Source organism: Pseudomonas sp. PDM30, assembly GCF_019218985.1.
GTDB classification, from domain to species: domain Bacteria; phylum Pseudomonadota; class Gammaproteobacteria; order Pseudomonadales; family Pseudomonadaceae; genus Aquipseudomonas; species Aquipseudomonas jessenii.
In genome coordinates, this window is the sequence record NZ_JAHUWM010000017.1 from 24,972 (window position 1) to 43,149 (window position 18,178).

General features: G+C 60.2%; 16 protein-coding genes. 10 read left to right on the forward strand and 6 right to left on the reverse strand.

What is annotated here, in order from left to right; all coding sequences use genetic code 11:
* Positions 1–117 precede the first annotated feature (117 nt).
* Entirely contained in the window at positions 118–1,017 is a 900-nt protein-coding gene (locus KW840_RS27270; RefSeq protein ID WP_090454822.1) for a LysR substrate-binding domain-containing protein, read from the reverse strand.
* 163 nt (positions 1,018–1,180) lie between these two features.
* Here KW840_RS27270 and KW840_RS27275 point away from each other — a divergent pair, with 163 nt between their 5' ends.
* Together KW840_RS27275 and KW840_RS27280 are read left to right on the forward strand one after the other, a co-directional pair.
* Positions 1,181–2,482: an FAD-binding oxidoreductase gene (locus tag KW840_RS27275; protein WP_218498374.1), complete on the forward strand. Its 1,302-nt coding sequence runs from the start codon at positions 1,181–1,183 to the stop codon at positions 2,480–2,482.
* A 54-nt stretch (positions 2,483–2,536) separates the two neighbouring features.
* On the forward strand, positions 2,537–3,625 hold the full coding sequence (locus tag KW840_RS27280) for a polyamine ABC transporter substrate-binding protein (RefSeq protein ID WP_218498375.1): 1,089 nt from the start codon (positions 2,537–2,539) through the stop codon (positions 3,623–3,625).
* Between the two features lie 94 nt (positions 3,626–3,719).
* Here the strand turns inward: KW840_RS27280 and KW840_RS27285 are convergent, their stop codons facing one another.
* Positions 3,720–4,238 carry a carboxymuconolactone decarboxylase family protein gene (locus tag KW840_RS27285; RefSeq protein ID WP_218498376.1) on the reverse strand — a complete coding sequence of 173 codons (519 nt, stop codon included), beginning with the start codon at positions 4,236–4,238 and terminating at the stop codon, positions 3,720–3,722.
* Between the two features lie 134 nt (positions 4,239–4,372).
* Here KW840_RS27285 and KW840_RS27290 point away from each other — a divergent pair, with 134 nt between their 5' ends.
* Positions 4,373–5,188, forward strand: a complete 816-nt coding sequence (locus KW840_RS27290) for an AraC family transcriptional regulator (protein WP_090454826.1) — start codon at positions 4,373–4,375, stop codon at positions 5,186–5,188.
* 130 nt (positions 5,189–5,318) lie between these two features.
* Here KW840_RS27290 and KW840_RS27295 read toward each other — a convergent pair whose 3' ends face one another.
* Entirely contained in the window at positions 5,319–5,750 is a 432-nt protein-coding gene (locus KW840_RS27295) for a nuclear transport factor 2 family protein (protein WP_218498377.1), read from the reverse strand.
* 157 nt (positions 5,751–5,907) lie between these two features.
* Here KW840_RS27295 and KW840_RS27300 point away from each other — a divergent pair, with 157 nt between their 5' ends.
* On the forward strand, positions 5,908–6,558 hold the full coding sequence (locus KW840_RS27300; RefSeq protein ID WP_218498378.1) for a DUF2238 domain-containing protein: 651 nt from the start codon (positions 5,908–5,910) through the stop codon (positions 6,556–6,558).
* 191 nt (positions 6,559–6,749) lie between these two features.
* On the opposite strand, the gene ilvD is transcribed toward KW840_RS27300, so the two are convergent.
* Entirely contained in the window at positions 6,750–8,432 is a 1,683-nt protein-coding gene (gene ilvD, locus KW840_RS27305; RefSeq protein ID WP_090454829.1) for a dihydroxy-acid dehydratase, read from the reverse strand.
* 391 nt (positions 8,433–8,823) lie between these two features.
* Here ilvD and mqo point away from each other — a divergent pair, with 391 nt between their 5' ends.
* From mqo to KW840_RS27320, 3 genes are all read left to right on the forward strand, one after another.
* Positions 8,824–10,470 (forward strand): malate dehydrogenase (quinone), encoded by a 1,647-nt coding sequence (gene mqo / locus KW840_RS27310; protein ID WP_218498379.1) that lies wholly within the window; start codon positions 8,824–8,826, stop codon positions 10,468–10,470.
* Between the two features lie 636 nt (positions 10,471–11,106).
* Positions 11,107–12,366 carry a molybdopterin-dependent oxidoreductase gene (locus KW840_RS27315; protein WP_218498380.1) on the forward strand — a complete coding sequence of 420 codons (1,260 nt, stop codon included), beginning with the start codon at positions 11,107–11,109 and terminating at the stop codon, positions 12,364–12,366.
* A 10-nt stretch (positions 12,367–12,376) separates the two neighbouring features.
* A complete protein-coding gene (locus tag KW840_RS27320) occupies positions 12,377–13,015 on the forward strand; it encodes a c-type cytochrome (RefSeq protein WP_218498381.1) in 639 nt (212 codons plus the stop codon).
* A 75-nt stretch (positions 13,016–13,090) separates the two neighbouring features.
* Here the strand turns inward: KW840_RS27320 and KW840_RS27325 are convergent, their stop codons facing one another.
* On the reverse strand, positions 13,091–13,897 hold the full coding sequence (locus KW840_RS27325; RefSeq protein ID WP_218498382.1) for a glycosyltransferase family 2 protein: 807 nt from the start codon (positions 13,895–13,897) through the stop codon (positions 13,091–13,093).
* Between the two features lie 90 nt (positions 13,898–13,987).
* On the reverse strand, positions 13,988–14,620 hold the full coding sequence (locus KW840_RS27330; protein WP_218498383.1) for a dihydrofolate reductase family protein: 633 nt from the start codon (positions 14,618–14,620) through the stop codon (positions 13,988–13,990).
* Positions 14,621–14,887: 267 nt separating this feature from the next.
* Between KW840_RS27330 and KW840_RS27335 the strand changes: the two genes are divergently transcribed.
* The 3 genes from KW840_RS27335 (at position 14,888) to KW840_RS27345 (ending at position 18,156) form a co-directional block, all read left to right on the forward strand.
* Positions 14,888–15,460: a hypothetical protein gene (locus KW840_RS27335; protein WP_218498384.1), complete on the forward strand. Its 573-nt coding sequence runs from the start codon at positions 14,888–14,890 to the stop codon at positions 15,458–15,460.
* Between the two features lie 219 nt (positions 15,461–15,679).
* Positions 15,680–16,522 (forward strand): DUF6502 family protein, encoded by an 843-nt coding sequence (locus tag KW840_RS27340; RefSeq protein WP_218498385.1) that lies wholly within the window; start codon positions 15,680–15,682, stop codon positions 16,520–16,522.
* Positions 16,519–18,156 (forward strand): DUF5666 domain-containing protein, encoded by a 1,638-nt coding sequence (locus KW840_RS27345; RefSeq protein WP_218498386.1) that lies wholly within the window; start codon positions 16,519–16,521, stop codon positions 18,154–18,156. The genes KW840_RS27340 and KW840_RS27345 overlap by 4 nt, the downstream gene beginning before the upstream one ends.
* Positions 18,157–18,178 lie beyond the last annotated feature (22 nt).

An 18,178-nucleotide genomic window follows, 5' to 3' on the forward strand; every position in this document is an offset into this window, starting at 1 on the left:
TGCGATGTGCAACTCCTGTGGGAGCGAGCTTGCTCGCGATAGCGGTGTGTCAGACACCTGTGATACCGACTGGCACGCCCTCATCGCGAGCAAGCTCGCTCCCACAGATTCTGGGGCTTAGTTGACTGGCGGTGTTGTGGTTTGCGCGGCAAACCATTGCATGACCGGTGCGCAGGCTGGGTGCGATGCCGCCGAGGGTTGCAGGCACAGCGAGTAGATCCCCCGTGTCTTCAACGGCTCCCCGAACGGAATCACCAGTTCGCCCCGTTGAATCGACTCACCCGCCAGGGTCATGTCGGTCATCGCCACGCCCAGGCCCCGGGCGGCGGCATCGAGTGCCAGTTCGTCGAGGTTGAAAGGGATGTGCCGGTAGTCATGCAGCGACATGCCACCATGGGCTGACAGCCAGACCTTCCAGTCATGTTGATCGGAGGAGCGGTGCAGCAACGCGAAACCCGACAGATCTTCTTGCGAAGCCAATGGCCGGTCGTTGGTGCCGAGCCCTGGCGCGCACACGGGCACCAATGCCTCTTCGAACAGGGTCAGGCAATCGGGCGCTGTGGACGGCTCAGGCAGATAGAGAATGTAGGCGTCACTGTCGCTGGCCGGCTCGACCACTTCGGTGGCCACGGTTTCGATTGCCAGGGATACGTCCGGGTGATGCCGGTAGAAATCGCTCAGTTTGGGCAGCAGCCAGCGCACCGCCAGTGACACGTGCATGCGAATGCGGAACGGGCGTTTTTGCGGCGCGAGCCGGTCTTCGAGGGTGCGCAACTGTTCAAGGATGCTGCGGGCGCTGGCCAGTACCTGTTCGCCCTCGGCGGTCAGTTGAAGGCTGCGGCTGCTCCTGACAAACAGCGGCAGGCCAAAGTGGCTCTCCAGTTGCTGAATCTGTCGGCTCACCGCGCTCTGGGTCAGGCAGAGCTTTTGCGCCGCTTGGGTGAAGCTGCCTGACCCGGCAACCTCGACCAAAGCCTGCAAGCCCTGCAGCGAGGGCACGTGGCGAATCTTGTCCATGCGTTTTCAGAATACCTCGATGATTTAATAACGTTGGTTGCCTGCGTTTTGAGCCTTTAGATTCTAGTCATCGCCACCGTCCTCGAAAACAGCTTATGCAAATTCTGCATGCAGTGCTGTTTTGGATCGAGACGGTTCGCAGAACAAGAACCTGAGGTGACACATGGAAAATATCTGTGGCTGGATTGCGCAAGCGGGGAGTTCCCCCTTGCGCGAGCCGCTCAAAGGCGCGCAGCAAGCCGATTGGCTGGTGATCGGTGCTGGCATCACCGGCCTAAGTGCGGCGCACGCTCTGGCGCAAATGCACCCCCAGGCACGTATCGTGGTTGTTGACCGCCAGCGTGCCGCGCAAGGCGCTTCGGCGCGCAACTCCGGTTTTGTGGTGGCTCATGAGCATCCCGCTGCCGGGGAGCTACTGGGTAGCGACGGATTCGCCGGGTATCAAGCGGATACGGCAATCGGCCGCGCAGCCGCCGACGAAGTCCGCAAGCAGATCACCCGCCATGGCATCGAATGCGACTTCAGGGAATCGGGCTACTTCTTCGCCGTCAGCGACCCACGCAAGCTGACTCACGTCGAGGCCAAGCTGCAGACCCTGCGTACCGTTGGCGCCAGCGCGCAATTTCTGCAAGGCGAGCCATTGATCGAAAAACTCGGCAGCTGGCACTACCGCGCCGCGATCTGGTGCGGCAACGGCAATGCGCTGCTGCAACCGGCGAAGTACGTTAGGGGCTTGCTCGATGCCCTGCCGCCGACAGTGACGGTCTACGAGAACACCGATATCGCAGGTCTTGAGCGCCTGGGTGACGGCCGGATTCGCGCCCGGGGCCAAAACGGCTGTGTCGAAGCCAAACAGGTTTTGGTCTGCCTGAACGCCTTTATCCCTCGCGCGGGCATCGATGACAGCGGCACCTTCGCAATGGAACTCAGCGCCAGCCTTACGCGGCCGCTCAGCGATCAAGAGTTTCAAACCCTTGGTGAGCCAGCGTCCTGGGGCGTGCTGTCGACCCGCCCGTTGGGCGCCACGGTGCGCCTGACCCCGGATCGCCGGGTGATGATTCGCAACACCGCGGAATACCGCTCGCGGGATCTTTCATTGAGCGAATTGTCGATCCGCCGCCAGCACCATGTGCTGGGGTTGCAACGACGTTTCCCGATGCTCGGCGAGCAGGACATCGAATACACCTGGACCGGTCATCTCAGCGCTTCGCGTTCCGGGCAGCCGTATTTCGGCAAAGTCGAGGAGGGCGTTTTCGCCGTGGCCGGGTGCAATGGTTCCGGCGTGGCACGGGGCACGCTGTGGGGCCGCTTGCTGGCGGAGTTGGCCTCGGGTCGTGATTCGCCGTTGCTGCAATCGGTCATTCAACGGGCACAACCCGGCTGGCTGCCGCCCAAGCCCTTGCTCGACATCGGTGCCATGCTGCGTATGCGCGTGGAGACGGTCCGGGCCAGAAGCGAAATCTGAAAACACCCATTTCACAACAAGAACAAAAGCACTTCCCATCGAAGGTGATTCAACATGCGCGTCAATACGCTTTCCCTTGTGGCCCTGATCTCGACCTTTTCCGCCGTGACTCATGCCGACGAAACCGTCAATATTTCCAACTGGAACGGCTACATCGCCGACGACACCCTGGTCAACTTCAACAAGGAAACCGGGATCAAGGCGACCTACGACATCCACGACAGCAACGAAGTGCTGGAATCGAAGCTGATGACCGGCAACACCGGGTATGACGTGGTCAGCCCGTCGAACCACTTCCTGTCGCGCCTGATCAAGGCCGGTGCCATCCAGAAACTCGACCGGAGCCAGTTGCCCAACTGGAAAAACCTCGATCCGGCGTTGATGAAAAAACTTGAGGTCAACGATCCGGGCAACCAGTACGGCTACCCCTACATGTGGGGCACGGCGGGCATCGGTTACAACGTCGAGAAGATCAAGGCGATCTTCGGCAATACCGACGTCACCCGGTCCTGGAGCCTGTTTTTCGACGAGAACAACATCAAGAAGCTCAGCGAATGTGGGGTGGCGATCATCGACAACCCGACGCAGATCCTGCCGATCACGCTTAACTATCTGGGCCTGCCGCCCCACAGCCATGAGCCTGCCGACTACAAGAAAGCCGAGCAGGCGCTGCTGAAGATCCGGCCTTACGTCCAGTATTTCCATGCGTCCAAGTACATCAGCGACCTGGCCAACGGTAACGTCTGCGCGGTGATCGGTTTCAACGGCGACATCGTGCAGGCCGCCGCCAGTGCCAGGGAGGCGAAAAACGGGATCGATATTGCCTACTCGATCCCGGACGAGGGTTCCACCTTGTGGCTGGACATGGTGGTCATGCCCAAGAACGCGCCCCATGAGCGCAACGGCTACGGCTACATGAACTACCTGCTGGAGCCGAAGGTGATTGCCAACATCAGCAACAGCATCCATTACGCCAACCCCAACAGTGCGGCGGATGCCTTCGTTGACCCGGCGGTGAAGCAGGACCTGGCGATCTACCCGCCGAAAAACGTGATGGACAAGCTGTTCACCGTCGAGGACTTGCCCGCGGCCATCGCACGGTTGAGCACGAGGCTGTGGACCAAGCTGAAAACCAATACCTGATCGTCTTATGATCGCGATCAATCTGAAGTGACGCTCCCACAGGTTTTGGTTCGCTCCGACAGGTTTTTTCAGACTGGATTTACGCTAGATGGGCTCAGGCATCGATGGCCGGGAAGTCGATGTCGGTCAGCACTGCGTTGTTCAGGTAGTTGGTCAATGTCTGCGAAGCTACATGGGCGATCACTTCGATGATCTTGCCGTCGTCGATACCGGCGGCACGCGCAGCGGCGATCTGTTCGACGGTCAGGTGGCCACGGCTTTCGGTGATCTGGCGGGCGAGGGTGGCTATGGCGTTTAGTTCACCGTGTCGTGCGCTGAGGATGTCCTGCTTCGACAGCCCGGCCTTGCTGGCGAACAGCGTGTGAGCGGCCAGGCAGTAGTCGCAGCCGTTGACCTGCGAAGTAGCCAGGGACACCGCTTCTTTTTCCGTGGCGCTCAGGGACGTCTTGCCCAGTGCGGCCGAGTTTTGCAGGAACGAGGCCAGCACCGCCGGGGCGTGGGCCAATACCTTGAAGACGTTGGGCAAAAAGCCGATTTTTTTCTGCACGCCTTCCAGCAGCGGGCGGGTGGCGTCGGTGGCGTGTTCCAGACTGATCGGGGTAATGCGGGTCATGGTGATACTCCGTGGTGTGAAGCGCGGAATGCGCTGGGTACGGAGCTGATGTTAGGGAGAACGCCTGGCTTGTTGGGTGCAAATCGTCGAGGATATGCGACAGATCGTCCAGAACTGCCTTCGGGAGCCTTGTCATGGATCGCTTGTCTACGTTGCTCACACACTTTGGCGTCAATGCCGGCACGTTCCATAGCGGCACGTTTTGCGGTACCACCGCCTTCGACGGCCAACAGGTCAGCGGTCATTTGCACCTGCTTCAGGCGGGTGAGTTGCTGCTCAGGTTGGGGGATCAGCCGGATCTGCAACTGACCGAACCGACCCTGATATTTTTCCCCCGACCCTATCGGCATCGCCTGTTCGCTTCAGAAGCGTCCGGCACGCAACTGGTCTGCGCGACCCTGGATTTCGACGGCGGCGCGGGCAATGCCCTGGCGGCGGCACTGCCTGATTACCTGGTGCTCAAGCTCGATGAAATCCCGGCACTGGCCGGGACTCTGGAATGGCTGTTCAACGAGGCGTTTGACGGCACATGCGGGCGTGAAGCCGTAATGGACCGGTTGTTTGAATTGCTGGTGATTCTGTTGCTGCGGCACATTCTGAGTACTGGTGGCCAGCAACCGGGAATGATGGCCGGCCTCGCCGATGCGCGCCTGGCGCGGCCTCTGAGCCTGATGCATGAAACCCCGGCCAAGGCCTGGAGCGTGGCCGAACTCTCGGTCGCCGCCAACATGTCGCGGGCCAGTTTCGCCGAACATTTTCGTCGGGTGGTCGGGCAGACGCCGGTGGATTACCTGGTGAGCTGGCGCATCAGCCTGGCACAGAAGCGCTTGCGCGAGGGCCGGCCGATTGCGTTGATTGCCGAGGAAGTCGGTTACGAAAGCCCCTCGGCGCTGGCCCGGGCGTTTCGTCGCAAGACCGGGCTCAGCCCGCGGGAATGGAGGGGCAACTGATTCACCCGAAAAACCTGTGGGAGCGAGCTTGCTCGCGATTCGGTAGTCCATTCAACATCAATGTCGACTGGCATGACGCTATCGCGAGCAAGCTCGCTCCCACAGGTTAAGGGGTGGTTTTAGCTGTGCATCAGAACTTGAACGCCTGCCGTCCTACCAGCAGCCATTTTCCGTCCTGCTTTTGCCAGATCTGGAAGTTTTCGATTTCGGTGGGCACCACCTCAGTGCCTTTGAGCGCTTGCGCCGAGAAGTGGTGACGGACCAGCGCGACATCGCCGGAGACGGTAATGCTCTGGTTTTGCATCTCAAGGGTCTTGAACGCGCTTTTGCCGGTTTCGATGTCGGTGATGAAGGCCTGCTTGTCCTGGATCTTGCCGCTGGAATGCCCGTAGGTCAGGTTCTCGGCGGTCAAGGCGTTCAGCTCCGGGATGTCTTTGTGCAGCATGGCCTGGGTCAGGTGGTCGACCGCCTGGGCCACGTCTTTGTCCGCGGCGGCCGGGGTGGCGGCGACGTAGCCGCTGAACAGGCACAGAAAACCAATCAGCACTGTTGCTTTTTTCATGGGTGTTTCCTTGTTGTTGTAGGGATAGCGCGACGACTGCTCGAGTATTCATCAGTCATCGTACAACGTAGCATGCGATGGAGGAAAAAAGCGAACTTGCCCGGTGACCGTACCTCGAAGTTAAAAGGGCGATGCCCTGACTTCGAGGTATTGCGCCATGCAGCCTGACCCGCGTTTACGGCACGACCTGACGTTGCTCATGGTGTTTTTGCTGGTTGTCGTGGTGTCGGGTTTTGCTCCCCGCAGCCGGGTGGACTGGGCGCTGGAAAACCTGCTGGTGCTGTTGCTGGTGGGGACGTTGGTAGCGGTTTCTCGCCGGTTTCGCTTGTCTGCGGTGTCCATCACGCTGGTGTTTGCGTTTCTGTGCGTGCATGAACTGGGCGCCCACTACACCTATTCCCTGGTGCCTTACGAACAATGGTCTTCGGCGTGGTTGGGCTTCAGTTTCGACCGGGCGACAGGTGCTCACCGCAATCACTACGACCGCCTGGTACATCTGAGCTATGGGCTGCTGCTGGTTTATCCGGTGCGCGAAGTCCTGTGGCGACTGACGCCGCTGCGCGGGTTCTGGCTGTTTTTCGTGACCCTGAACATCATGCTGTCGACATCGGCCTTGTACGAACTGGTGGAATGGATCGGCGGTGCTTTCCTGGGCAAAGACACGGCGAAGGCCTTCGTCGGTGCGCAAAACGATCCCTGGGACTCGCAAAAGGACATGGCCATCGCGGTTGCCGGTGCGTTTGTCAGCCTGTTGCTGGTGTCTTTGCGGGGCATGGCGCAAAAGCAACCGGTGACGACTGCAAGGTGATCGGGTGGACGGCTTCGGCGGGGCAGCTGTCGCGGTCGGTTGATCGGTTCAGGTTTTGAGGTAGAGGTTGCCTGACAGGACGCCATCGCGAGCAAGCTCGCTCCCACAGGGGATCTCCATTTGCCGAAGATCAACTGTGGGAGCGAGCTTGCTCGCGATGGCAATAGCCCAGAAAACGCAGGACCAGTGGCCTAAAGATACTTATCCGTCACAGCCCCCTCCGAAGCACTGGACACCGTCTTCGCATACTTGGCCAGCACCCCGCGCTTGTATTTTGATTCCGGCCGCACCCAGCGCGACTTGCGCTCGGCCAGCACGGCGTCGGAGACATCCACCGTGATCAGCCGGGTTTCAGCATCGATGATGATCCTGTCGCCATTCTCGACCAGTGCAATCGGTCCGCCCTCAAAGGCTTCCGGCGTGATGTGACCGACCACGAAACCGTGGGAACCGCCGGAAAAACGCCCGTCGGTGATCAGCGCAACCTCCTTGCCCAGGCCCTTGCCCATGACCGCCGACGTCGGCGAGAGCATTTCGCGCATGCCCGGGCCACCCTTTGGCCCTTCGTAGCGGATCACGATCACTTCGCCGGGCTGGACTTCGCCATTGAGAATGCCGGCCAGTGCACCTTCTTCGCCGTGATAGACCCGGGCCGTGCCTTCGAAGCGCAGGCCTTCCTTGCCGGTGATCTTGGCCACGGCGCCGGTGGGCGAGAGGTTGCCGCGTAGAATGACCAGGTGGGAGTCCTTTTTGATCGGCTGGTCGAAAGGCCGGATCACGTCCTGGCCGGCCGGGTAGTCGGGCACGCTGGCCAGGTTTTCCGCCAGGGTCTGGCCGGTGACGGTCAGCACATCGCCGTGCAGCATGCCGGCATCGAGCATGCGCTTCATCAGCGGTTGAATGCCGCCGATGGCCACCAGCTCGCTCATCATGTATTTACCGCTGGGGCGCAGGTCGGCGACCACCGGGGAAACCTTGCCCAGCTCGACGAAGTCATCCAGGGTCAGTTCGACATCCACCGCATTGGCCATGGCCAGCAGATGCAGCACGGCGTTGGTCGAGCCGGCGAGGGCGATCACCACGCGGATGGCGTTCTCGAAAGCTTTGCGGGTCATGATGTCGCGAGGCTTGAGGTCGAGCTTGAGCAGCTCCATGACCTGCTGGCCGGCGCGGAAACTGTCCGAGGCCTTGTCGGCGCCGATGGCGTCCTGGGAGCTGGAGCCGGGCAGGCTCATGCCCAAGGCTTCAATGGCCGAGGCCATGGTGTTGGCGGTGTACATGCCGCCACAGGAACCGGGGCCGGGAATCGCCACTTCCTCGATCTGCTTGACCTGAATCTCGCTGATGTCGCCCCGCGCGTGTTGGCCCACGGCCTCGAACACGGAAATGATGTCGGTGTGGCCAGCCCCCGGCTGGATGGTGCCGCCATAGACAAAGATCGACGGTCGGTTCAGCCGCGCCATGCCGATCAGGCACCCCGGCATGTTCTTGTCGCAGCCGCCGATGGTCACCAGGCCGTCGAAACCTTCGCAACCGGTGACCACTTCGATGGAGTCGGCGATCACCTCGCGGGACACCAGCGAATACTTCATGCCTTCGGTGCCGTTGGCGATGCCGTCGGAAATGGTGATGGTGTTGAATATCACGCCCTTGGCACCGGCGGCATTCGCGCCTTTTTCGGCTTCGAGCGCCAGCTTGTCGATGTGCATGTTGCAGGGCGTGACCATGGCCCAGGTCGAGGCGATGCCGACCTGCGGCTTGGTGAAGTCTGCATCGGTAAAGCCCACGGCCCGCAGCATGGCGCGTGCCGGTGCGGCCTCTACGCCGTCGATTACCTGAGAGGAGTACTTGCGCAGATCGTCTTTGTCGCTCATGACTGCTCCTATCGCTGATGGCTGTTGCTCACACACTCGTTGAGAAAAACAGGATGAGTATAGAAGGCCGGGCGCCCGGGCCCGGGCTAACCGGTCGGGAACAGACGCGCGGGTAAGCCTTGTCGTGATATTCTTCGCGACAACTTGGTTTGATCTATTCAGTTTTCCTGTCCTTGAGACGGGCGAGCAGAATCACTGTCGCTCAAGTAGCTGAAGCCAATAAAGATAAAAAGTCAGTTCAGAAGGGACATTAAAGTGGGGTCGATGCGGTTCGTCGGCCTTGTGTGCCCACCCTGCAATCCTTGAGTGCCGCACCCGTGACTGCCGTGAACCACGGGGCTGTGCGCATGAGGATGGAAGGGCGGATGGCGTTTTATCATAGGTGCTACAGATGTTTAAGAAAGTGAACACAGCCCTGCTGGGGCTGGCCTTGTCGTTGGGGATGACGACAGCCCAGGCCGAAGAAGCCAAGAAAGTCGACGTACTGCTGATCGGCGGCGGCATCATGAGCGCGACCCTGGGTGTGTGGCTCAATGAGCTGGAACCCGGCACTTCGATGGAAATGATCGAGCGCCTCGACGGCGTCGCCCAGGAAAGCTCCAACGGCTGGAACAACGCCGGTACCGGTCACTCCGCCCTGGCCGAGCTGAACTACACCCCTGAAGACGAGAACGGCAAGGTTTCGATTCCGAAGGCCGTTGAAATCAACGAAGCGTTCCAGATCTCCCGTCAGTTCTGGGCCTGGCAGGTTCAGCAAGGCGTGCTGAAGAACCCGCGTTCGTTCATCAACTCCACACCGCACATGAGCTTCGTGTGGGGCGATGACAACATCAAGTTCCTGAAAAAACGCTACGAAGCCCTGCAAGCGAGCCCGCTGTTCGCTGGCATGCAGTACTCCGAAGACCCGGCTGTGATCAAGCAGTGGGTGCCGCTGATGATGGAAGGGCGTGACCCGAGCCAGAAGATCGCGGCCACCTGGAGCCCGCTGGGTACCGACGTGAACTTCGGCGAAATCACCCGCCAGTTCGTTGCGCACCTGCAAACCACGCCGAAGTTCGACTTGAAGCTGTCCAGCGAAGTACAGGACATCACCCGGAACGAAGACGGCAGCTGGCGTGTCAGCTACAAAAACCTGAAAGACGGCAGCAAGACCGAAACCGACGCCAAGTTCGTGTTCATCGGTGCCGGCGGCGGTGCCCTGCACCTGCTGCAGAAGTCCGGCATTCCTGAAGCCAAGGAATACGCAGGCTTCCCGGTAGGCGGCTCGTTCCTGGTGACCGAGAACCCGACCATCGCCGAGCAACACCTGGCCAAGGCCTACGGCAAAGCCTCCGTTGGTGCACCGCCAATGTCGGTTCCGCACCTGGACACCCGCGTGCTGGACGGCAAGCGCGTGATCCTGTTTGGCCCGTTCGCGACCTTCAGCACCAAGTTCCTGAAAGAAGGTTCGTACCTGGACCTGCTGACCACCACGACCACCCACAACGTGTGGCCAATGACCAAGGTCGGCATCAAGGAATACCCGCTGGTCGAGTACCTGGCAGGCCAGTTGATGCTGTCTGACGAAGACCGCCTCAACGCCCTGAAGGAATACTTCCCGAACGCCAAGGCTGAAGACTGGCGCCTGTGGCAGGCCGGCCAGCGCGTGCAGATCATCAAGCGTGACGAAGCCGCCGGTGGCGTGCTGAAACTGGGCACCGAAATCGTCGCTTCGCAAGACGGCAGCATCGCCGGCCTGCTGGGCGCCTCCCCAGGCGCTTCGACCGCCGCACCGATCATGCTGACCGTGCTGCAGAAAGTGTTCAAGGACAAGGTCGCGACCCCTGAGTGGCAGGCAAAACTGCACCAGATCGTACCGAGCTACGGCACCCAGCTGAACGCCAGCCCCGAGAAGGTTGCTGAAGAATGGGCCTACACCGCCAAGGTGCTGGAACTGACTCCGCCACCAGCGGTGATTGCGCCGGCTGTGAAGCCAGTGACCGTCGATACGGATGCGAAAGCGCCGAAGGCTAATGCTGCGAGTGATATGGCTCTGTAACTAGAAGCTAAATCAAAAAAAGCCCACTGAACCGGCGACGGTCAGTGGGCTTTTTTGCTCTCGGATCCCTCGAAATACCCCTGATTCCCTGTAGGAGCGAGCCTGCTCGCGAAAAACGCCAGGACAACGCGGGCACTCAGGCAGCACGGGTTATCGTTGACGTCCATCGCGAGCAAGCTCGCTCCTACAAGCTGGCGTTTATGCAATTTGGACAGACCATTGCCTTGGCGGCAGCAGGCGAGGGCAGTTTTTAGACTGATGTGAAAAAACCCACTGAACCGGAGACGGTCAGTGGGTTTTTTTGTGGGCGATGGCACAGGCAGCGCTTTGAACTCGGAGCGTCTACGCCGGCCGTAACGGGGGTTCCTGTCATCAATTGTCAAGTCACTGACGCTCAATGAGAAGCAGACAGTTCGGCCCTGACGATACTGGTTTGTTTTCCGACCTCGGTAAGGCGAAACCGTAAGCCTGATACCTCTCCGCCCTGGCGGGAATTTGTAGGAGCGAGCTGGCTCGCGATGGACTCAAGTGCGCCGCGTTTAGTCAGTAAGCACGCGTTTTCGTTAACGACCATCGCGAGCAAGCTCGCTCCCACAGTCAGTTGCATCTCAATAAAACAATCATAGAGAGCGCAGAATGAAGTTCAGTTTTGTAGACAGCAGCCAGCCGAGCCGCCGGCGGGTTTTACGCGATGCTTTCACTTTGGCTTTGGCGACCTCGCCGTTGGCAAGCCTGGCCAGGGCATCCGACGAATCCGCAGCGGCCAGTGAATCCGTCGAAGACGTGACCTTTGCCGCAGGCCCACGACCGCTGGTGCAATACCCGCAAAAACGCCCGTTGACCCTGGTGACCACTCGGCCGCCGCATCTGGAGACGCCGTTCCCGGTCTTCAACGAAGGACCGATCACGCCCAATGACGCCTTTTTCGTGCGTTACCACCTGGCCAATTTCCCTACCAGCATCGATCCGGACAGCTACCGCCTGACGATCAGGGGCTCGGTCGACACGCCGCTGTCACTCTCCCTTGCCGAGCTCAAGGCCCTTGCCGCACCGGTGGAAGTGGTGGCCGTCAATCAGTGTTCGGGTAACAGCCGTGGCTTCTCGATGCCTCGCGTGTTCGGCGCGCAGTTGGGCAATGGCTCCATGGGCAATGCGCGCTGGGTAGGGGTACCACTCAAGGCGGTATTGGAAAAGGCCGGTGTGAAAGCCGAGGCCCGGCAAGTGACTTTCCGTGGGCTCGATAAGCCGGTGTTGCCAAGCACGCCGGAGTTCATCAAGGCGCTGGACATCAGCCATGCCATGGACGGCGAGCCCATGATCGCGTGGTCGATGAATGGCACCGACCTGCCATTTCTCAACGGATACCCGATTCGTCTGGTGGTGCCAGGCTACTTCGGCACGTACTGGGTCAAGCACCTGAGTGAGATCGAAGTCGTCGACCATACCTACGACGGTTTCTTCATGGCCAAGGGTTACCGGGTTCCGGATAACGATTGCTTCTGTATTGCCCCAGGCACCACGGCGGCGAAAACCCAGCCGATTTCCAGATTGCCGGTCCGCAGTTTCATCACCAGTGTTAAACACGGCGATGTATTGCCGCTGAACAAAAGCGTGGTGCTCAAGGGCATCGCGTTCGACGGTGGCGTTGGGGTCAACAAGGTGGAAGTGTCGATCGACGGCGGAAAAACCTGGCGTGAATCCACGCTCGGGCAGGACCTTGGCCGTTACTCCTTCCGTGAGTGGACGCTGCCGATCACCTTTACCGGCAAGGGCGCCACACCGTTGATGGTGCGGGCCAGCAACAGTGCTGGCGAGACGCAACCGCTGCAGGCCGACTGGAATCCCGCTGGCTACCGCCGCCACGTCGTCGAAACCACCCACGTGACCGTCGCCTGAGGAGGGCCGCATGAAACTTGTGAAATGCATGACCGCCTTGCTCTGCGCGGCTCAGGTTTGTCTGGCCACCCTGGCTGTCGCCGCGCCGCTGTCCATTACGCTGCCGCCTGAAACGGCTGCGTTCAAGCCCAGCACGATGCCTGGCTACGCTTTGGCGCAGCAGAAGTGTTCCGTCTGCCATTCGGCCGATTACATCAACTTCCAGCCGCCTGGTATGAGCCTGGCGCATTGGACCGCTGAAGCGGGCAAGATGCAGCACGTGTACGGTGCCCCGATCAGCGACCGGGATGTGAGTGTTATCGGCGCTTACCTGGCGGTGACCTACGGCAGTGCGAAGGCCAATGATGCCGATGTTCTGGCGGCCTCGAGCGCCCCGGTGGTGGCTGGGGCTGGGGCAAAAGTCGATGCCAAGGTCTTGCTGCAGAACAATGCCTGCCTGTCCTGCCACGCGACCGATCACAAGGTGGTAGGCCCGGCCTACCGCGATGTGGCGGCCAAATATGCCAAGGACCCGCAGGCAATGGACAGGCTTATGTCCAGCATCCAGCACGGCGGCAGCGGAAAGTGGGGGGATGTGCCTATGCCGCCGTTCGCGCAGTTGAGCCCGGACGACCTGAAAAGCCTGGCGACTTTTATCCTGCAGCAGTAGGTCAGTCTCAGCCTGCTGCGAAAAGCCCACTGAACCGGCGACGGTCAGCGGGCTTTCTTGTGGGCGCTGGTTTATTCAAGACATCGAGGAGTGGGTTGCACTGAAGCGCTTGAGAATGTCCTGGTACATTTTCGTCCGTCGATGACCTTGGCCATATCCGCCCGCAGCAGCGACGGTGCCAGACTGGACGTGGTCCAGGTACTTGAAGATTTTGCCGGGCGAAAGGAACACGACTTTGTAGCCAAGCCTGATCACGCGGTCTTGCAGCTCATAACCGGGCACGCGGTCATCGATCTGAAAATGCAAACCCTGCTGCTTCATCAGCCTGCCATTCCATAGCGTGCAAAAGCTTTTCAAGTGGGTTTCCTTGTAGGGCTTCGGGTCCTTCGAGCGCAGGCCGAGCGATTGCTTCAGGCGTCGGTAGTGGTGCTTGATCAGGCGTGAAGTGAAGCGCCAAACGGTCCTTGGCAGTCCGCGGTTGAGTTGCTCCGTGCAACCGACCGCGATGACGTTTTGATCCTTGGTGCAGTGGTCCATCATCATCGCAAAGACGTTTGCATCGAAGACGAACGTGTCGGTGTGCATCAGGAACAGGTAGTCGGTATTGACCCTGGCCAGCGCCATGTCCAGCGCTTTGCCATGGGCGATGTGCCCCGGTTCTTTGGTGGGGGCATCGCGTTCGATCAGGTTGATCCAGTCGAGCGAGCGCAAATACTCGACGCTGGCGTCCGCCGAACCGTTATCGACCACCCAGACCGCAATGCCTGATTTTTGGACATGCTCCTGCAACAGTTCCAGGCAGATCCTGGTGAGCTCCGGGGTTTTGTAATTGACCAGAACGATGCTGAACGGTGGCTTGGCGTTTGTATCGACACTACCCATCTTCGAAATGCTCGACTACCCGAAAGTGTCGAAGACTAAAGGGGCAACCTTAGCTCAAGCTTAATTTCACCTGGGCGACACTGATGCGGGCTATCGCTGCCTGACGCCTTCGAACGAACCTGTACGCACTTCGCCACTGCGGATGTAGCGGGCGATCAGCACACCCCCGGGTGAGTTGATCGAATTCACCAGGGTGAAGGCAGACGCTTGTGCGTTGTCGTCGAACAGGCGCTTGCCGCGCCCCAGCAGGATGGGATGAATCATCAGTCGCAACTCGTCAACCAGGCCGGCGGCAAGCAGTTGGCGCACCAGATCGCCGCTGCCTTGGGTCAGTAGCGGAGGACCGTCCAGGCGTTTAAGCGTGTTGATCGCGTCGACCAGGTTGCCCTTCAGCGCATGACTGTTGTGCCAGGCCAGCGAGTCGGCGCGATGGGTGGCCACATGCTTGGGGACGGCGTTGAACAGGTCCGCGATGGTGTGATGGGTTGAATCGGCCTGAATGTTCGGCCAATAGGCGGCGAAGATGTCGTAGGTGCGACGCCCCAGCAGCAACTCGAATGGCTGCGAGAACAGGTCCATTACGGCCTGGCCGGTGGTTTTGTCGGCGTAGGGCACGATCCAGCCACCGAAGCGGAATCCGCTACTGGAATCCTCTTCGGGCCCGCCAGGCGCTTGCATGACGCCGTCCAGACTCACGAATGCGGCAACGGTCAGTGTGCGCATGCTCTTCTCCTGATTCATTCCGGTTTAAGCGTTTAGACAGGGAAGTCTGCAATTCCTTGAGACCGTTCCCTGAAAGGTAGTCGAACCAGACGCTGTGAGATCGACAACAAAGTGCGCGGCCCATATACGACGAAGGTCGTATGGTGGTCTGTGTGGGTGCGTGTTAGCGAGGATTTGTCTTGAAGGTGCAATTGCAAATTTGTATCATTCGGTTTCAATTCAGCGAAGCAGGGAACGCAGCGCCAAAACAATAATAAGGTCAAGGCAATGCTCAAAATGCTTCTCGTGTACGGTCATCTGCTCGCTACGTGTATTGCCCTGGGGAGGGTGTTGCAGGCGGATCACAAGCTTTGGAGTTGGCGCAAGGAAGTACTGGACCAGGCGAGGCTTGAATACCTCGATGAAACTCAGAAGATCGTCAGCCTTGCACTGCTGGCCCTTTGGGCAAGTGGACTGTTGCTGGTGCTTCAGGGTTACCTCAATGAAGGCGACGCGTATCTGCTCAATCAGAAACTCTGGGCCAAGGTGACGGTCGTCGCGCTGCTGAGCCTCAACGGTGCACTCTTGCATCGAGTCGGCTTCCCGCTGCTGCAAAAGGCTCCATTCGTCGCACTGCGCAGTGCAGGCCGCACGCGGCTCGCCTTGTTGGGTGCGCTTTCCATGAGCGGTTGGCTATTCGCCGCTTTCCTGGGCGTGGCTCGAGCCTGGAATCACGTGTTGCCTTACCTGCATGTGATGGGCGCATTCGTCGCATTCTCGTTGCTGGCCTGTTGCGTGGCACTGGCAGTTGCCGGCAGGGCGGGCAGTGTCGATGCGCCAAAATCCTCGGTACCGGGGTAGCGATCAGCACGGCGTATTTCATACCTGTAAATTCGGGTCAGCTTCATTGCGCGGGAAAAGTTCCCGCGCATAAAATTCAGGCGAAACTGTAAGACTGACGAATTGCTCCCAAGCTGCTCCCGGATAGCAACGGGTATTGCGTTGGCACGGCTCTCGGTAAATTCATGGGATTATTTCCCACGCGGCTATACTGGGGTTATCTACCCAGGAATTCGCTGAATGCAATCGTCAACGCTGCCCACCTCGCTCCTCAAAGCCTTGCGACATGTCATGCGGCCGCTGGTGCGCCTGATGCTGCGCAAAGGCGTCACCTACCTGGTGTTTGCCGACCTGCTCAAGGAGGTTTTCGTCGAAGTGGCGGACCGTGAGTTCCGCCTGGGCGAGAAGGCACCGACCGACAGTCGCATCAGTCTGCTCACCGGCGTGCACCGCAAAGACGTACGGCGCTTGCGCAATACCGGTGATCCGGCTGCTTCCACGCTTCCGGAAAACATTACGTTTGGTGCGCAACTGGTCAACGCCTGGGCCAGCGCGCCTTTCTGCAACGACGCCGGCCAGCCACTGCCGTTGCCTCGATTGGCCAGTGTCGGCGGCGACCGCTCCTTTGACGCCTTGGTGGCGAAGGTCAGTACCGATATCAGGGCGCGGGTGGTGCTGGACGAGTGGCTGCGCCTGGGGGTCGTGCGCCTTGACGAACAAGAGCGCGTGCACCTTGAAGCCCAGGCCTTCGTGCCACAAAAGGGCTTCGATGAGAAAGCGGCTTACCTGGGGCACAATCTGCACGATCATGCTTGCGCTGCGGTTCACAACCTGAGCAGCGAAGCCCCGGCCTTTTTTGAACGCAGCGTCCACTATGACGCACTGGCCCCGATGAGCGTCGAGGCGTTACGCGAGGCCGTGGCCAGCGAGGGAATGCAGGCACTGTTGAGCTTCAACCGACTCGCCGCCGAACTGGAGTCCCGGGACCTGCCCAGCCTTGAACCGCGCCAGCGCATCACAGTCGGCTTGTACTTCTACACTGAAGCTTCCGATCCCAACTCGCCAACAGCCCCTGAACCATGACCGTCAAATTGCGCCTGATTCGTGCAGTCGCCCTCGTTCTGGGCCTCGGGCTTGCAAGTGTGTTGCAAGCCGCCCCAGCCTGTGTCAGCCAGAATGATGCGGGCACCAGCGAAGTGCCGGTCATCGAGGCACCTGGTGGCACCGGCGGCACGGGCGCAACACCTGGCGGCATGGGCGGTACCGGCATCGACACCGACAACGGTGGGATCGGTGGTACCGGCGCACCACTGAAAAAGAGCCCAGGCGGCATTGGCGGCACCGGTGCCGTTGCAGGTGGAGTGGGTGGCACGGGCATCAGCAACGATAACGGAGGAATCGGTGGCACCGGCATTGTCGGCACCATCACCGGGTTCGCCTCGATCTGCGTCAATGGCGTGGAAGTGCACTTCAACAAAAACGTTCCTGTCAGCGAGAACGGCATCGCCAGCTCCAGTACCCGCCTGGCGGTAGGCCAAGTGGTTGCCGTGGAAGCGTTCAATTCCCGGCGCGGTCTGGAGGCCGGGCGCATTTCTATCCTGCACGCCTACGAAGGCCCTTTGACAGCCCTGCCGCGCGACTCCATGCCCATGCGCGTCATGGGGCAACCGGTACGCCTGGCCAACGGTGCCCAGGTCGCTGCCGGCCTGCGTCCGGGGGATCCCGTGCGGGTCAGCGGGCTGCGCGATGCTCGTGGCGAGGTTGTGGCCAGCCGCATCGATCGGGCGCCCGGCCTCAAGGAGGCCAGTGCCATCGGCCCGGTGGATCGCAGTGGCTATCTCCAGGGGCTCAAGCTCAGCAATCACCCAGGCCCGGCGCAGGAAATGCTGGTGCGCGGCCATTGGTCCGGCCGCGAGCTGGACGTGAACCAAAGCCGCCCCGATCCGAGCCTGCCTTTCATTGGCCGGGCACACAATGCGGTGATCGAGGGTCTGGTACAGGGCCGGCAGGACCGCCATTTGGTGGTGGGCGGCATTAATGTGACGCTGGCGCACGACACCGTGTTTGTCGGTGTGCAGGCTTCGGAGCTGGCGCTGGATCGACGGGTGCGGATCAACGGCGTGTTCACCGGCGCGCGGGAGGTGCAGGCAACGCGTATTGAATTGCCCCGCGATCGCTCCGATTCGCCAGCGAGCAACCGGCACGGACGACACGGCACCAGCGAGCAAGACACCGACGACTCAAGTGGCTCGGGCAACTCGATCGACTCAAGCGACTCCGACAACTCCGGCAACTCTGACAGCTCGGGGAGTTCAGGGAGTTCAGGGAGCTCGGGCGGTGACAGGAGCGGCCGCTCCGAGAGCGAAGGCCGCGTTGTCGACGATGCTCGCCACGGGGGGAGTGACAGTCATGGCGGTGGCGACAAGATTGAACGCGTGGACGTGGATGTGGACAAGTCCGGCAAGTCAGAGCGAGTCGAGAGGGTCGAGAGGGTCGAGCAATCCGGCAGAATCGAGAAAGTGGAGAGGGTAGAGAAGGTAGAGAAGGTAGAGAAGGTGGAGAAGGTGGAGAAAGTCGAACGTCCGGAGAAAGTCGAGAAAGTTGATCGGCCAGAAAAGGTTGAGAAGATAGACAAAGTTGATCGGCCAGAAAAAGTTGAGAAGGTCGAAAAAGTCGAGCCGGTTGAAAAAGTCGATCGCTCTGGCAAGTCGGGTTAAGCAGTGCAGTCATGATGCACTT

Coding starts and splice junctions, on each gene's coding strand:
- KW840_RS27270 (WP_090454822.1), bottom strand. CDS start 1,017: ATGGACAAGATTCGCCACGTGCCCTCGCTGCAGGGCTTGCAGGCTTTG.
- KW840_RS27275 (WP_218498374.1), top strand. CDS start 1,181: ATGGAAAATATCTGTGGCTGGATTGCGCAAGCGGGGAGTTCCCCCTTG.
- KW840_RS27280 (WP_218498375.1), top strand. CDS start 2,537: ATGCGCGTCAATACGCTTTCCCTTGTGGCCCTGATCTCGACCTTTTCC.
- KW840_RS27285 (WP_218498376.1), bottom strand. CDS start 4,238: ATGACCCGCATTACCCCGATCAGTCTGGAACACGCCACCGACGCCACC.
- KW840_RS27290 (WP_090454826.1), top strand. CDS start 4,373: ATGGATCGCTTGTCTACGTTGCTCACACACTTTGGCGTCAATGCCGGC.
- KW840_RS27295 (WP_218498377.1), bottom strand. CDS start 5,750: ATGAAAAAAGCAACAGTGCTGATTGGTTTTCTGTGCCTGTTCAGCGGC.
- KW840_RS27300 (WP_218498378.1), top strand. CDS start 5,908: ATGCAGCCTGACCCGCGTTTACGGCACGACCTGACGTTGCTCATGGTG.
- ilvD (WP_090454829.1), bottom strand. CDS start 8,432: ATGAGCGACAAAGACGATCTGCGCAAGTACTCCTCTCAGGTAATCGAC.
- mqo (WP_218498379.1), top strand. CDS start 8,824: ATGTTTAAGAAAGTGAACACAGCCCTGCTGGGGCTGGCCTTGTCGTTG.
- KW840_RS27315 (WP_218498380.1), top strand. CDS start 11,107: ATGAAGTTCAGTTTTGTAGACAGCAGCCAGCCGAGCCGCCGGCGGGTT.
- KW840_RS27320 (WP_218498381.1), top strand. CDS start 12,377: ATGAAACTTGTGAAATGCATGACCGCCTTGCTCTGCGCGGCTCAGGTT.
- KW840_RS27325 (WP_218498382.1), bottom strand. CDS start 13,897: ATGGGTAGTGTCGATACAAACGCCAAGCCACCGTTCAGCATCGTTCTG.
- KW840_RS27330 (WP_218498383.1), bottom strand. CDS start 14,620: ATGCGCACACTGACCGTTGCCGCATTCGTGAGTCTGGACGGCGTCATG.
- KW840_RS27335 (WP_218498384.1), top strand. CDS start 14,888: ATGCTCAAAATGCTTCTCGTGTACGGTCATCTGCTCGCTACGTGTATT.
- KW840_RS27340 (WP_218498385.1), top strand. CDS start 15,680: ATGCAATCGTCAACGCTGCCCACCTCGCTCCTCAAAGCCTTGCGACAT.
- KW840_RS27345 (WP_218498386.1), top strand. CDS start 16,519: ATGACCGTCAAATTGCGCCTGATTCGTGCAGTCGCCCTCGTTCTGGGC.